This window comes from Halococcus qingdaonensis, assembly GCF_024508235.1.
GTDB classification, from domain to species: Archaea; Halobacteriota; Halobacteria; order Halobacteriales; family Halococcaceae; genus Halococcus; species Halococcus qingdaonensis.
The window spans coordinates 1,131,425-1,145,788 of the sequence record NZ_CP101943.1; the positions used below are offsets into that span (position 1 = coordinate 1,131,425).

The following is a 14,364-nucleotide window of genomic DNA, read 5'->3' on the forward strand; positions in this document are numbered from 1 at the left end:
AACGACCTATTCTTTGCGCCCGGACAGCAACCGGGCCGCACCGATCGTCAGCCCCGACAGCGCCGCCAAGACGCCGAACCCGGGGCCCGAGTCGCTGCTCGTCCCCGCCGAGACGCCGCCCTCGCCGCCCGCCTGCGTCCCCTCGGTCGCCGTCCGTGCGTTCGTCCCGTCTGTCGACGATGGTGTGGCGTCTGTCCGACCGCCGATCCCGGTCGTCCCGGCGGCCGTCGTGTTCGTGGCGGCCGTCGCGTTCGAGGTTGTCGCCGAGCCGTTCGGGGCGGTCACGTTGCCGGTCGCGGTCGCATCCTGGGATTGAGGTGGCACGATCCGGTGGACCGCGCCGGTCGCCTCGCTGCCCGGGTTCGCGGTCGTCAACACGTAGAGTCGGTCGTCGTTGTCGCGGCCCATCGCGAGGATATAGCCGCCGACGAACCCGCTGTCGGTGTTCTCGACCGAGAGCTCCGCGACGTCCCAGAGACCGTCGTCCTCGGCGGGCGTGGCCGCCAGCAGCGATCCCGTCGGCGTCTCAGTCTCTTTCGATTTGCGGAAATCGCCGAAGACGTAGTCGCCCTGGAGGTCGGGGATATCATCGCGCTGGTAGAGATAGCCTCCCATGGCTGCCGAGCCGACACCCTGCCCGTCGGCGCTGTGTGGATACTCGATCACGGGATCGATGAGCCGTTCGCCGCCGCGTACGTCCGACGGGAGTTTGCTCGGGCAGTTCTCGGGCGGGTTGCGACTGCCTTCGGGACCGGGTTTGAAACAGTGGGTGCCCTCGCGAACGTTCCACCCGTAGTTCTTGTCTTTCTCGACGATATCGATCTCCTCGAAACCGTTCTGGCCGACGTCCGAGGTGAACAGCTTGCCGTCGGAAAAGCCCATCCGCCACGGGTTACGGAACCCCCAGGCGAACTGCTCGTTCAGTCCGTCCTCCCCCACGAGCGGGTTGTCGTCGGGAATCCCGTAGGCCTTGTCGCCCTCCTGGCTGTCGACGTCGATGCGCAGGATCGAGCCGAGCAGGTTCTCGGTGACGTCCTGGCCGTTGCCACCCTCGTTGCGATCGTACCAGTCGCTTACGTGACCCAGATCGGTGTCGTGTGCGCCGCCACCGTCGCCCATCGCCACGTAGAGATAGCCGTCGTCGGGCCCGAAGACGATCGCGCCGGCATTGTGTGTGTCGTACGGCGAGGGGATCTCCAAGATCGTCCGTTCCGAGTCGACGTTCCCCGTCGAGCCGTCCTCGCTCGCCTCGAACTCGGAGAGCACCTCGGTGTGCGAGAACTCGTCGGGCGTTCCCTCGCGCGAGGGAGCGCTGTACCGCAGGTAGAACTTCCCGTTCTCGCCGTAGTTCGGATGGAACGCCATCCCGAGCAGCCCCATCTCGCCGGTGATCTCGGTCAGTTTGTCGCTCACGTCGATGAACGGCTCCTCGTTCAGGCTTCCCGACTCGTGGGCGTAGACCTGTCCGATGCGATCGACGATGAAGTAGCGACCGCTCTCGCCCGGCGGGACGCCGAAATCGAGCGGTGCGGTGAGCGTTCCCTCCGTCACCGTCTCGGTGCGCACCGTCGGACCGTCACCGAAATACGACGAGCCGCCGTCGCCGCTCTCGGTCGTGGTTTGGGTCGCCGTCTCCTCGCCGAAGGCGATCGAGCCGTGCATCGAGCTTCGGTGTGGCTCACAGATGTACTCGGCCATCTCCTCGCGCGCGGTGAACTCGATCGTCTGGGTCGCACCCTGCTCGTTCATCACCTCGGTGCGTTTCAGCACCTCGCCCTTCCCGTCGAGCAGCGCGATGTTGTGACCCTGGCCATCGATGTTCTTCCAGGTGATGCGGTAGTCGACGCCGGCGTCGAGCTGGAGCGTCGGGTTGCTCTCGTCGGCGATCGATTCGGGTTTGCGACCCTGCCAGCCGCCGATCTCGCCGCCGAGGCGGATCTCCGTCGGCTGGGACTGTGCACCCGCGATCCCCCCCGCACCGACGAGCGCACCGGCCGCTACGCTCGTGCGGAGGAATCGTCTGCGGGTCGTTGCGTGTCGGCCTGTCGCGGCGTTCGTTCTCATTGGAGTCTCGTTGTCGTCGATCGGATCGTCGCGGTGCTGGGATGAGGGCGAACGGTCACGGCGGCTCATCGATCGTCACCACCCAGCAGGCGTGCGACGCCGAGTGCGATCGCGGCGAGCCCGGCAAGAATGCCGAATCCCGGCCCGTCGCCGCTCACGATACCGCCGCTCTCGCCCGTCCGTGCCGTGTCCGACTCGTTCGTCGTCTCGGTCGGCGTCGCCGTCGCCGTTGCGGTCGGTGTTGGCGTCGGTTCGGGGGTCGCCGTCGCGGTCGCCGGTCGGGCCGGCGTGTCTGTGGTCGCGGTCGAGCGTTCCTCGGCCTCCGGTGGCCGAAGACGATGGACGGCACCCGTCTCACCTTCGACGCCGAGATTGTCGGTCGTCAGCGCGTAGAGCTCGCCGTCGTTGTCGCGGGCGACACAGAGGAGATAGGAACCGAGCTCGCCGTTCTCGCCGTTGCCGATCGAGACCTCCTCGACCGACCACGAGTCGCCCTCGACGGGCGTGGCGGCGAACAGCGATCCACGTGGTGTGCCGTCCTTACTGTAATCGCCGAACACGTACTTGTTTCGAAGACCGGGAATGGTCGCGTTCTGGTAGATGTAGCCGCCGATGACGGCGACGCCGACGCCGTTCGTCTCGTAGGTGTGCGGATACTCGATCACGGGATCGATGAGCGGCTCCCCGCCGCGGACGTCCGGCGGCGTCTTCGTGGGACAGTTGGAGCGATACGGGTCCGATCCCTGCGTGGCGACGAAACAGTGGCCGCCCTCGCGGACGTTCCAGCCGTAGTTACCGCCCTTGCGGACGACGTTGACCTCCTCGTACCGGCGCTGACCGACGTCGGCGGCCATCAGCTTCCCGTCGGAGAAACCGATGCGCCACGGGTTGCGAAAGCCCCAGGCGTACTGTTCGTCAAGGCCTTCCTTGCCGACGAGCGGGTTGTCGTCGGGGATGCCGTAGGCCTTGTCGCCGTCGCGGCCGTCAACGTCGATACGCAGCACCGATCCCATGAGGTTCTCGGTGACGTCCTGGCCGTTGCCGCCGAGGTTCGCACCGTACCAGTCGTCGGGCTGTTTCGACGATTTGAGCGCGCCGCCGCCGTTGCCGATGCCGATATACAGGTAGTCGTCGGGGCCGAAGACGATCGCCCCGCCGTTGTGGGTGTAGTACGGCGAGGGGATTTCGAGCACCGTCCGCTGGGAGTCCGCGACCGCCCCGGTCACGTCCTCGTTGGCCTCGAACTCCGCGATGACCTGCGTATGCGTGTAGTTTCCGGGCGTTCCGGGGCGCGATTTGGCACTGAAGTGGACGTAGAACTTCCGGTTGTCGGCGAAGTTCGGATGAAAGGCCAACCCGAGCAGCCCGCGTTCGTCGATCGTCTTGATCTCGGGGAGGTTGTCGAAATCGATGAGCTGATCGCGCACGTCGAGGAAGACGTCGCCACCGCTGCCGTCGGCTCCGTATCGACGGATGACGCCGATCTGATCGACGATGAAGAACGCGTCGCGCTCGCCTGGTGGGGCTTCGAGCCCGAGCGGGGCCGTGATGCCGCCGTCGATGACGGTGTCGGTCCTGACCGTCGGGCCCGTCGGGAAGAACCCCTCCGGCTCGCTCGACTCCGTCGTCGTCTCGGTCCCACCGCTTTCGCTCGACAGCGTGATGTCGCCGCGCATCGAGTTGAGGTGGGCCTGACAGACGTACTCGTCCATCGCCTCGGTCGCCGTGAACTCCAGTGTCTGGGTCTGCCCCTCGTCGGACATGTACTGGGTGCGCTCGATGACGGCGTCGTCGGCATCGAGCAGGGCGACGTTGTGCTGTGCGCCGTCGACGTTCTTCCACGTCAGTCGGTAGGTCGTCCCGACGTCGAGTTCGAGCGTTGGGTTGGTCGTCCCCTGGATCCCCGATGGCTTCCGACCGACCCAGCCGGTCGTCTCGCCGCCGAGGCGGATCGGCGTCGGCTGGGACTGGGCACGTGCACCCGTAATACTTCCGACGCCGGCGAGACCGGTCACGCCGGCAGCGGTGGCAGCGAGAAAGCGCCGGCGGGAGGGCCGACCGGACGGAATGGAGGTCTCTCCGTTGGTTCCCTTCGTCATATTCTCTCCCGGACCGCGCGTCGCGATGCGGCGGTGCCGGTGACTGTCTGAACGGGGGGTCGGTGCTCACTTAGGGGTTGTGATACGCCCACCAGCCGACGGAAATCACCCCGTTAAGAACTGAACGCCTCGATCGTCGAACGTCCTTCCGTCCGCCTACCCTCGCCCGTTCAATCGTGGCGGAACGCGCGCTGACCGGTGTGGACCATCGCGATGCCCGCCTCGTCGGCGGCGGCGATCACGTCGTCGTCGTTGACCGACCCGCCGGGTTGGACGACCGCCTCGATGCCCGCGTCGACGGCGGCCTCGATGCCGTCGGGGAACGGGAAGAAGGCGTCCGACGCCATCACCGCACCCGCTGCGGATTTCCCCTCGGCGTGTTCGTCGGCCTTCATCGCGGCGAGTCGTACCGCATCGACCCGCGAGACCTGTCCCATGCCGATGCCCACAGTTTCAGTACCGTCGGCGAAGACGATGGCGTTCGATTTGACGTGTTTGATGACCCACCACGCGAAGCAGATCGTCTCCAGCTGCGCGTCGGTCGGCTCGCGTTCGGTGACGATCTCCAAGTCTTCGGGGGCGATCGCCTGCTCGTCACGCTCCTGGATCAGTCGCCCACCGGCGAGCGGTTTTTCCACCAGCGGGGATGGATCGCTGTCGAACTCCTCGATGTCGAGCACGCGGAGGTTGTCCTCCCCGCGTAGCACCACGAGTGCGTCCTCGGTGTAGCCCGGCGCGAGGACGACCTCCTTGAACGACTCGACGATCCGCTCGGCGGTCGCCTCGTCGCACTCGCGGTTCAGCGCGACGATCCCCCCGAACGCGCTCATCGGATCGGTGGCGAGCGCGTCCTCGTAGGCCGCCGCGAGCGTGTCGGCGGTCGCACAGCCAGCGGGATTGGTGTGCTTTATCACCGCGGCCGCCGGTTCGTCGAACTCGCGAACCAATCCGAGCGCGCCGTCGGCATCGTTGTAGTTGTTGTACGAGAGGTTTTTCGCGCCGGGGTTCAGCTGTGGCGCATCGACGACGCTCGCCCTCGTGTCCGCGTCGGCGTAGAGCGCGGCCGACTGGTGTGGGTTCTCGCCGTACCGGAGTTCCGCCGTGCGCTCGGTGCCTCGGACGCGCCGGGTCGGGAACACACCGTTTCGATCGCCCGCGACCCGTACCTCGCGCTCGTCGCCCTCGCCCTCGATGGTCAGCTTTCCCTCGGCAAACAGCCTGACGGCGCGTGGATAGGCCGCGAACTCGGCCTCGTGGAGCACGCGCTCCTTCAGCGATGCCGAGTCGTCGTCCGTATAGACGGCGACCGGCTCCTGGGTGACGATCGGGCCGGCGTCGACCTCCTCGGTGACGAGATGGACGGTACAGCCGGTGACGTCGACGTCGGCGTCCAGGACCTGTTCGTGGGCATCGATCCCCGGGAAGGCGGGCAGGAGGGACGGATGGATGTTGAACGTTGGCGGCGCAGCATCGACGAACTCCTCGGTGAGCACGCGCATGTAGCCGTCGAGACAGACCAGTTCGGCGTCGTACTCGTCGAGTCTGTCGAGCAGTCGCCGTTCGTGATTCCCCCGGGATTCTCCATCCTCGGGTTCGACGACCTCGGTGGGAATCCCGCGCTCGGTGGCTGCATCGAGCACCGGCGCATCGGCGTCGTTCGTCAGAACGACGCTCAGTTCCGCGCCGCCGGGCGCGCGGTCGGCGATCCGAACGAGGTTGCGGCCGCGATTACCCGCCAGTCCTGCGATCGGTGTCATGGCTGAAGAGGATGCGCCGTGCGCAAAGTGCGTTCGGATTCGAGAACGGTGGCTACGGGCCATCTTTCGATGAAATTCGTGAGAAATTCGATTGTCCACATGGCGCGCGCTCGCGTCCGGCGAGAGCCGAGCGGGACGAAGGTCCCGCTGACCGTGCGAACGGGCGGCGAAGCCGCCCGTGAGCAGACGATAGCGAGCGCCGGACGCGGATCGGCGTGCGAGGGATGAGTGAGCGACCAAAGGGAGCGAGCGAATCGGTTGGGGAGGTATGTGGGCTGTGCGGGATTCATTGTCGTCAGGTGTTGCGGTCGTAACTGCTCTGCTGACCGAGACTGATCTAATGACCTGAGTAAACGCTATGACATCCGAAATCGAATCGGACTCGCGAGAGCGATGGGCGATTCGACACCCATTTCACCGGACTCGGTTCAGTCGTACCCATGACAGACCGCGGTCCGCTTTCGGCTGTGTCGCCACTCGATGGCCGGTACGCACGCTACACCGAACCGCTCGTCGAGTACGCGAGCGAGGCGGCCCTGCTGCGCGCTCGCGTCCGCGTCGAGGTCGAGTATCTCGTCGCGCTCGCGGAACTCGACGCCACCCCGATCGAACTTGACGCCGACGATCAAAGACACCTCCGAGAGCTGTACGAGGAGTTCACCGAGGAGGACGCGGCCCTGATCAAGCGCATCGAAACCGAGGGCACGGCGGAGCACTCGGCGACCAACCACGACGTGAAGGCCGTCGAGTATTTCGTTCGTGACGGGCTCCCCGACCCGGATATCGCCCCGTGGGTCCACTTCGGACTGACGAGCGAGGACGTCAACAACCTCGCGCGCCGACTGCTGCTCAAGCCCGCCGTCGAGGAAGTGCTGGTGCCCGAACTCGACGCGATCCGGGAGTCGTTCGCGGGGATGGCGAACGAATACAGTGACAACCCGATGCTCGCGCGCACGCACGGCCAGCCTGCGACGCCGACGACGCTCGGCAAGGAGATGGCCGTCTACGCCGGTCGACTGGAGAGAGCTATCGAGCGCGTCGAACGTGCCGCCGGCGATCTCGCGGGCAAACTCGCCGGCGCGAGCGGGACCTACGCCGCCCACCACGCCGCCTATCCCGACGTCGACTGGCGATCATTTGCCGAGGAATTCGTCCGCTCGCTCGGGCTCGCGCACGTCGAACCCGTCACACAGATCAACCCGTGTGACGATCTCGCGGCGCTGTTCGACGCGCTCCGCGGTGCGAACGCGATCCTGCTCGACGCCGACCGGGACATGTGGCGCTACGTCTCGGATGGCTATCTCGGCCAGGAGAGCGACGCGGGCGAGACGGGCTCGTCGACGATGCCGCACAAGGTCAACCCGATCGACTTCGAGAACAGCGAAGGCAACCTCTCGAAGGCCGACAGCGACCTCTCCTTCCTCGCCGAGACCCTCACGACCTCACGGCTCCAGCGTGATCTCTCGGACTCGACGGTCAAGCGGAACGTGGGCACGGCGCTCGCCCACAGCCTCATCGGCTATCGGAAGACCCAAACTGGTCTCTCGAAGGTCGTCCCGAACGAGCGGGTGATGCGCGAGGAGTTGGAGGAAAACCCCGAGGTCATCGGCGAGGCCGTGCAGACGATCCTCCGCCGTGAGGGCCACACCGACGCCTACGAGCGGGTGAAGGAACTTACCCGTGGGCGACGCACCAGTCTCGACGATTTCCGCGAGCTGTTCGCCGAGCTCGACGTGAGCGAGGCAACCCGTGCGGAACTGCGCGCGCTCGCACCTGCCGACTACACCGGGTTGGCAAGCGAGTTGGCTGATTCGGCCGAATAAATCGATCGAGGAGCAGCCAGACCGGCCACTCGGGAACCGCACGAACCGCACAGCCCACGAGCCTCCCCAACCGACTGCGCTCCTCGCTCGTTTCACTCGCTGTGGTGCTCATCCCTCGCACGCTGATCCACGCTCGGTGCTCGCCGGCGAGGCGCTCCGCGCCTCGCGACGCTCGCACACGAGCGTGAGCGCGCGCCATCGGTGGAAGAACAGCCGTCGTGCTGCGTCAGTTGTCGTATTCTTTGCGATAGCCTTCGAACTCGGTGAGATGCTCCTCCTCGTCGGCGAGCAGCTCCGTCGCGAGGTCCTCGGTCACGGGGTCGTCGGCTTCGTCGGCGACGGTGACGAGTTCGCGGTAGGTCTCGACCGCGCCCTTTTCGGCCTCGATGACGCCGTCGATCACCGCGAGTGTGTCGGTCGGGTCCTCGGGTGGCTGGAGGCTCTCCTGACCCATTTCGAGCTCGTAGGAGCCCTTCGGCTGATCGCCCAGCTGGACGATGCGTTCGCCGAGCTCTTCGGCGTGGCCGAGCTCCTCCTCGACGTCGGCGCTCAGGCTGTCGGCGACCTCCTCGGCGGCGACGCCTGCGAGCGCGATGGCGTCGGTCTGGTAGTTGATCACGGTCTCGAACTCGTCGTTGCGTGCCTCGTGCAGCAGGTCGAGCACCTGCTCGTCACCCTCCGTGCTCATACTCCCGAATTCGGACGGCGCGTGCTTAAGTGTGGGTCTTCCGGAAGAGCGATATGAGAACCTGACCGAGCAGCGCCGCCGCACGTTCGACTTCGGGAAGACGGACGTACTCGCGTTCGGCGTGGGCTACCGGGCCGTCCCCGTCCGCGAGGTCGCCCGGTCCGAACACCACGGTCGGAGCCTCGCGGGCGAAATACGACGCCTCGGTCGCGGCCGTGAACGGGCGAGCGTCACAGCCCGTTTCTCGAAACGCGTCGACCACTCTCGAATCGGCCGGCATCTCGAACGCTTCCAGGAACGGCGTTTCGCGTTCGGTGAGGGCGAACGACATGGTCGAGCCGAGCCGCTCGTGGAGGTAGTCGTCGAGATCGCGCTCGAAACCCGTCGCCGTCTCCGGCGGCACGCTCCGGCGATCGACGACGATCTCGCAGCCGGCGGGCACCTGATTCGTCGCGGCCCCACCCTCGACGATCGTCGGCGTGAGCGTCGGCGCACCGAGATCGGGATGGACCGAGAGCGCGTCGGAGCGCTCGCCGAACTCGTCGATGGCCTCGATGGCGGCCGCAGCCCCCGTGATCGCGTTCGTTCCGGTGTGTGGTTCGGCGGCGTGGGCACTCTCGCCCTCGACCCTTACCGTTCCCTCGAAACGCCCCTTGCCGGCGGTACAGACGTCCAGACCGGTCGGTTCACCGACGATGACCGCGTCACCGCGCTCACCATCGAGATCGAGGGTAGGAACGAGCGCCGCCGCCCCGTGCGATCGCAGCTCCTCGTCGGGTGTCACCGCGAGCGTGAGTCGTCCTCGACCAGGTTTACAGTCGAGAAACGCCGCCAGCATCGCCGCGAGCGGTCCTTTCGCGTCGCAGGAACCCCGGCCATGAAGTACGTCGCCCTCCCGTTCGGCGGGTACGTGCGGTGCGACCGTATCGAGATGGGTGTTCAAGACGATGTGCGGCCCGGACGAATTACCCTTGCTCGCCAGCACGCTCCCGCCGTCGTGGACCGTCGGTTCGACGCCGTGGGCGGCGAGGTGGTCACACAGCAGCGCGCGCATCGGCTCGACGGTCTCGTGCGAGGGGGTTTCGACGGCCGTTTCGAGAAATTCGAGCGGGTCGAACTCCATCAGTCGCCGGCCGCCTCGACGGCCGGCGAGGCAGCCATCGAGACGGTCCCGGCGAACTCACGTTCGGTCGGACCGGCGAGCGCCGCGCCGCGCTCGGTGAAGCGGACGTCGAGCCGGCCGCCCGGCGGATGGACGGGGATCGAATCACGCTCGGTCAGGCCGAGTTCGCGGGCGACCGCCGCGATCGCCACGGCACCGGTCCCGCACGAGCGTGTCTCACCCTCGACACCGCGCTCGTAGGTGCGCTGATCGAACCCCTCGTCGCGCGGGCTGGCGAACGTGACGTTCGCCCCGCGCGGGAATCGGTCGGCGTGGCGCACCGGCGGCGCGAGCACGTCGAGATCAACGGTCGCAACGTCGTCGACGAATGCTACAGCGTGGGGAACGCCGGTGTCGACCGCCGTTACGGTCAGATCCTCCATTGATTCGTCGAGCAACGGTTCGTCGCCGGCGAGCGGGACGGCGTCGGGTGCGAAGCTCGCTTCACCCATCTCGACGGTCACGCCTGCGTCGTCGACGGTCGCGCGCCGGGTGCCGGCCTGCGTGTCGACCATTACCGTCTCCGCGGCCGTTCGCTCGGCCGCCCACGCCGCCGCACAGCGCGCGCCGTTGCCACACATCGGCGCGGTCGAGCCGTCGGGCTGGACGAGCGTCATCACAACGCGCGGCGACGCGTAGCCGTCTTCGAGCGCGAGGAAGAGCACGCCGTCGGCACCCGTCCGCTCGCCGACCGCGAGCCCGTCGTCGCCGTCACAGAGCTCGATCGTGAGCGCCCGTCGGTCGGCGACGGGTTCGCTCGCGTCGATCACGAAGAAATCGTTGCCCGTACCGTGGTACTTCTCGACGTTCATCGTTCGAGCCCCCCGAGATCCGCGATCGTCTCGCGGCGCATGCACAGCTCGCTCCCGTCGCCATCGAGCGCGACGACCGCCGGCCGCGGTCGCGAGTTGTAGGTGCTCGCCATCTCGTAGCCGTAGGCTCCGGCATTGCCGACGGCGAGGAGATCGTCCCGCTCGGGCGCTGGCAGCTCGCGATCGCGCCCGAGCACGTCGCCGGATTCACAGACCGGCCCGGCGACCGTCGCCGCGACCGTCTCGCGACCCTCGGCAGCCGCCGCGAGCGAGCGAATCTCGTGGAAGGCGTCGTAGAGCGCCGGGCGGGCAAGGGTCGTCATCCCGGCATCGACGCCGACCACGGTCGTCTCGGGCGTCGGCTTCACGGTGGTCACTTCCGAGACGAGTACGCCCGCATCGGCGACGAGATAGCGCCCCGGCTCGATCCCCAGTCGGGCATCGGCCGAAAACGCTTCGCGGGTCGCGCTGGCGAGAGCGTCCACGTCGAGCGGAGCCTCGGTATCGTGATAGGGAACACCGAACCCGCCGCCGACGCTCACTGTATCGAGGGCGATCCCCGCGTCGGCGATTTCGTCGGCGAGGGTGCTCATTCGTTCGACAAGTGTTCGGTGAGCCGTGAGATCGTCGGTTTCCAGGATACCGCTGCCGGCGTGGGCGTGGAGACCCTCGACCGCGAACCCGCGCCGTTGGGCCTCCGCTACGGCCGCCGCGGCGCGATCGATCGGGATCCCGAACTTCGGATCCGCGCCCGTCCGGACTTTCTCGTGGTGGCCAGCACCGACGCCGGGGTTCACGCGCACGTAGATCGCCCCGGACCAGTCGCGCTCCGCGAGCGCATCCAAGACGTCGAGCGCGCCGACCGTGATCGTGATCTCGTGTTCGTCGGCGACCTCGACGACTCTGTCGAGATCGCGGGCGGGCGGATTGACGGCCGTATAGCGCACGTCGGAAAACCCCGCTTCGCACGCGCGGACGACCTCGCCGGCCGACGCGCACTCGGCACCGAAGCCCGCCGCGGCGATCGCACCGAGCACCGGTCTTCGAGCGTTTGCCTTCACCGCGTAGTCGATGGCCGCCTCCGGGAACGATTCCTGGAGACGCGCGGCGTTCTCGCGCACCCGCTCGACGTCGACGACGTACAGCGGCGTCCCGTGCTCGTTGGCGAGATCGCGCAGACGGTCCGCCGACCAGTCGGCGAGCCGTCGGACGGGCGGGTTCGCCGTCGTTACGGCAGCGCCCGTCATCGAAGCACGTCCTCACGCTCGGTCGCTTCGAGAGTTCGGTCCTCGACGGCCGTCGCCACCACCGCCGGCTTGTACGCCCCGCCATCGAAGAGGTCATGCTCGCCGACCGACGATTCGACGAAGCGGGTGAACGCACGGCGTTCGGGCGGGAGCTCGCCGTAGACGACTTCCTCCTCGACGAGATCGTAGACCGGAATCCGCGGCGTGAGCAGCGTGTTCTCGCCGACCACCGAATCGTGGCCGACGACGAACCCGGAGGTGACGCGACAGCCAGCGCCCAACGAGACGCCCTCCTCGACGATCACGGGCGTGTCCTCGACCGGTTCGAGCACGCCACCGATGAGCGTGTTCGCTCCGAGCTTCACGTCCGCGCCGATCTGCGCACAGGACCCGACCGTATCACAGGAGTCGACGAGCGTGCCGTCGCCGACGTACGCGCCCGCGTTGACGAAACTCGGGCTCATCATGATCGCATCGTCGCCGAGATGTGCCCCACGTCTGATAACCGTCCCGTCGGGCGTGTTCCGGGTGCCGCGCTCGCCGAGATCACTCGTGGAGCGGAGCGGAAGCACATCGTGGTAGCCGACGTCGCCGTACTCCCGGCGCTCGGTCTCGCGCAGGCTGAAATTGAGCAAGATCCCCTGCTTCACCCACTCGTTGGCCACCCATTCGTCGCCACTCCGCTCGGCGGCGCGCACCTCGCCGGCTTCGAGCGCGTCGAGGAACGCGTCGAGCGTCGCCCGCTCGTCCGACCCCGCATCACTCGCCGTCAGACCGCCCTCCGAGCGCTGCCAGAGGGTTTCGACGTCCGACTGGAGACTCATGCGAGCACCTCCCCGAACTCGTAGAATCCCGGATCGCGCCCGGCGAGCCAGACCGCCGCATCGAGCGCGCCCGAGGCAAACACCGCCCGGCTTTCGGCGCGATGGGTGAACGTGAGCACCTCGTCGTTGCCCGCGAACAGCACCTCGTGCTCGCCACGGATACCGCCCGCACGGCGGACGTGAACGCCGATCTCGCCGTCCGCGCGTGGCTGGTCGCCCTCGCGACCGTAGGTTCGGTCGTGCTCGCCGCCGCTCGCGTCGTCGATCCCGTCGAGCAGCGTCGTGGCCGTCCCGCTCGGTGCGTCCCGCTTGCGATTGTGATGTGTCTCAGTCATCTCGATGTCGTACTCCGAAAGCGTCTCCGTGATCTCGCCGAGTGCCTCGCCCAGCGCGTGGATCCCCTGCGAGAAGTTCGTCGCCCACAGCAGGGGCACCCGCTCGGCGCTCGTTTCCAGTGCCTCGCGACCGTCCGCGTCGAAACCCGTCGTCCCCGTGACGAAGCCGACGCCCGCCTCCGCACAGGCCGCGGCGTACTCGATCGCCGACTCGGGACCGGTGAAATCGACCACCACGTCGGTGGGTCGATCGGCCAGCAGCGTCGGCAGGTCGGCCGCGTCGTGGATCTCTCGGCCGGCGACGCGCTCGCCGTCGGCCCCGCGATCGACCGCGACGCTCACGTCGACGTTCTCACGGTCGGCGGCCGTCTCCAGGACCGCGGTCCCCATCGTTCCCGTCGCACCCGTGACACCGATCGCCGTCATCGTTCAGCCTCCAAGAGTCGGTCGGCATCGTCGAGATCGGCGAGCACGGATTCGAGCTCCCCGCGATGGTCCGACGAGAGCCGTGACAGCGGCGAGCGCATCCGTGGCGAGACGTGCCCGCGGATCGAGAGCGCCTCCTTCAGCGGGATCGGGTTGGTCTCCCAGAACAGCGCCCGAAAGAGCGGCCCGAGTGCGAGATGGTGCTCGCGTGCTCGCTCAAACTCGTCGTCGAGAGCCGCGTGAACCATCTCACCGACGCGTTCGGGTTCGACGTTCGCCGCGACGCTGATCGTGCCGCGCGCGCCCGCCGCGAGCGCCGGTAGCGTGAGCCCGTCCTCGCCCGACAGAACGGCGAACTCCGCCTCGCGCGTCCGTTCGACGAGCTCGCTCAACCGGCCGAGATCGCCGCTCGCCGACTTGTAGCCGACGACGTTCCCGTGATCGGCGAGCGCCGCCGCCGTGTCGATCTCGATCGTGCGCCCCGTGCGTCCAGGAACGTTGTAGACGATCTGCGGGAGATCGACGGCGTCGGCGATCGTCCGGTAGTGTTCCTCCATCCCGGCGGGTTCGGGCTTGTTGTAGTACGGTGAGATCAGAAGGAGGGCGTCCGCGCCGGCGTCGCGCGTGCGTTCGGCGAGGGCGAGCGCCTCGTGAGTGGCGTTCGAGCCGGCCCCCGCGATCACGGGGATCGAGGCCGTCTCGACCACCGTCTCGACGACCGAGACGTGTTCGTCGTGTGAGAGGGTGGCGCTCTCGCCGGTGGTGCCGACGGGAACGAGCCCGTCGACGCCCGCCCGTTCGAGTCGCTGGGCTTCCGCTCGTACTCCGTCGAAGTCGATACTGTCGTCCGCTTCCAGCGGCGTGACCATCGCGGGGAACACGCCGTCGAGGTCGATATCGTGTGTCATGTGGGTGGTGTCGCTACTCGGTGAACGGTGCCGGTCGAAAACAGCGCGCGACGGGGACGCTACGCCCGCCGCGAGCTACCCGCCGCCCGTTTGGTCGCACGAACGGGACCGTCACACCCGTTGCTCGAACCGCTCGCCCGCTCGGGTGTGACGCGTCGCATATCCGATCAACCGCACCCGGCACACTTAGGAATTGCGTCGTACGCGATACCTGCCGGG

The 14,364-nt window shown here is 67.5% G+C and carries 11 protein-coding genes; 1 reads left to right on the plus strand and 10 read right to left on the minus strand.

Going from position 1 to position 14,364, the window contains the following annotated elements:
• Positions 1-6 precede the first annotated feature (6 nt).
• From NO363_RS05965 to purH, 3 genes are all read right to left on the minus strand, one after another.
• A complete protein-coding gene (locus NO363_RS05965; RefSeq protein ID WP_370525587.1) occupies positions 7-2,064 on the minus strand; it encodes a PQQ-dependent sugar dehydrogenase in 2,058 nt (685 codons plus the stop codon).
• Between the two features lie 65 nt (positions 2,065-2,129).
• Complete coding sequence (locus NO363_RS05970) at positions 2,130-4,163, minus strand: PQQ-dependent sugar dehydrogenase (RefSeq protein ID WP_256687603.1); 2,034 nt, start codon at positions 4,161-4,163, stop codon at positions 2,130-2,132.
• Positions 4,164-4,333: 170 nt separating this feature from the next.
• The gene (purH, locus tag NO363_RS05975; RefSeq protein ID WP_256687604.1) at positions 4,334-5,920 is read right to left on the minus strand and encodes a bifunctional phosphoribosylaminoimidazolecarboxamide formyltransferase/IMP cyclohydrolase; all 1,587 of its coding nucleotides are present in this window, start codon (positions 5,918-5,920) and stop codon (positions 4,334-4,336) included.
• A 440-nt stretch (positions 5,921-6,360) separates the two neighbouring features.
• Between purH and purB the strand changes: the two genes are divergently transcribed.
• Positions 6,361-7,743: an adenylosuccinate lyase gene (gene purB, locus NO363_RS05980; protein ID WP_256687606.1), complete on the plus strand. Its 1,383-nt coding sequence runs from the start codon at positions 6,361-6,363 to the stop codon at positions 7,741-7,743.
• A 226-nt stretch (positions 7,744-7,969) separates the two neighbouring features.
• On the opposite strand, the gene NO363_RS05985 is transcribed toward purB, so the two are convergent.
• The 7 genes from NO363_RS05985 to dapA are packed head-to-tail and all read right to left on the minus strand — an operon-like array spanning position 7,970 to position 14,145.
• Complete coding sequence (locus tag NO363_RS05985) at positions 7,970-8,431, minus strand: ferritin-like domain-containing protein (RefSeq protein ID WP_256687608.1); 462 nt, start codon at positions 8,429-8,431, stop codon at positions 7,970-7,972.
• A 25-nt stretch (positions 8,432-8,456) separates the two neighbouring features.
• Entirely contained in the window at positions 8,457-9,554 is a 1,098-nt protein-coding gene (locus NO363_RS05990) for a M20 family metallopeptidase (protein WP_256687610.1), read from the minus strand.
• Positions 9,554-10,405 (minus strand): diaminopimelate epimerase, encoded by an 852-nt coding sequence (gene dapF / locus NO363_RS05995; protein ID WP_256687612.1) that lies wholly within the window; start codon positions 10,403-10,405, stop codon positions 9,554-9,556. Before dapF ends, NO363_RS05990 begins: the two co-directional genes overlap by 1 nt.
• Positions 10,402-11,652, minus strand: coding sequence for a diaminopimelate decarboxylase (gene lysA / locus NO363_RS06000; protein ID WP_256687613.1), 1,251 nt, complete (start codon positions 11,650-11,652; stop codon positions 10,402-10,404). Before lysA ends, dapF begins: the two co-directional genes overlap by 4 nt.
• On the minus strand, positions 11,649-12,476 hold the full coding sequence (locus NO363_RS06005) for a 2,3,4,5-tetrahydropyridine-2,6-dicarboxylate N-succinyltransferase (protein ID WP_256687614.1): 828 nt from the start codon (positions 12,474-12,476) through the stop codon (positions 11,649-11,651). The genes lysA and NO363_RS06005 overlap by 4 nt, the downstream gene beginning before the upstream one ends.
• Entirely contained in the window at positions 12,473-13,237 is a 765-nt protein-coding gene (gene dapB / locus NO363_RS06010; RefSeq protein WP_256687616.1) for a 4-hydroxy-tetrahydrodipicolinate reductase, read from the minus strand. Before dapB ends, NO363_RS06005 begins: the two co-directional genes overlap by 4 nt.
• Positions 13,234-14,145: a 4-hydroxy-tetrahydrodipicolinate synthase gene (dapA, locus tag NO363_RS06015; protein WP_256687618.1), complete on the minus strand. Its 912-nt coding sequence runs from the start codon at positions 14,143-14,145 to the stop codon at positions 13,234-13,236. Before dapA ends, dapB begins: the two co-directional genes overlap by 4 nt.
• Positions 14,146-14,364: the final 219 nt, after the last annotated feature.

Coding starts and splice junctions, on each gene's coding strand:
- purB (WP_256687606.1), top strand. CDS start 6,361: ATGACAGACCGCGGTCCGCTTTCGGCTGTGTCGCCACTCGATGGCCGG.
- dapB (WP_256687616.1), bottom strand. CDS start 13,237: ATGACGGCGATCGGTGTCACGGGTGCGACGGGAACGATGGGGACCGCG.
- NO363_RS05990 (WP_256687610.1), bottom strand. CDS start 9,554: ATGGAGTTCGACCCGCTCGAATTTCTCGAAACGGCCGTCGAAACCCCC.
- dapF (WP_256687612.1), bottom strand. CDS start 10,405: ATGAACGTCGAGAAGTACCACGGTACGGGCAACGATTTCTTCGTGATC.
- purH (WP_256687604.1), bottom strand. CDS start 5,920: ATGACACCGATCGCAGGACTGGCGGGTAATCGCGGCCGCAACCTCGTT.
- NO363_RS05970 (WP_256687603.1), bottom strand. CDS start 4,163: ATGACGAAGGGAACCAACGGAGAGACCTCCATTCCGTCCGGTCGGCCC.
- NO363_RS06005 (WP_256687614.1), bottom strand. CDS start 12,476: ATGAGTCTCCAGTCGGACGTCGAAACCCTCTGGCAGCGCTCGGAGGGC.
- NO363_RS05985 (WP_256687608.1), bottom strand. CDS start 8,431: ATGAGCACGGAGGGTGACGAGCAGGTGCTCGACCTGCTGCACGAGGCA.
- NO363_RS05965 (WP_370525587.1), bottom strand. CDS start 2,064: ATGAGAACGAACGCCGCGACAGGCCGACACGCAACGACCCGCAGACGA.
- lysA (WP_256687613.1), bottom strand. CDS start 11,652: ATGACGGGCGCTGCCGTAACGACGGCGAACCCGCCCGTCCGACGGCTC.
- dapA (WP_256687618.1), bottom strand. CDS start 14,145: ATGACACACGATATCGACCTCGACGGCGTGTTCCCCGCGATGGTCACG.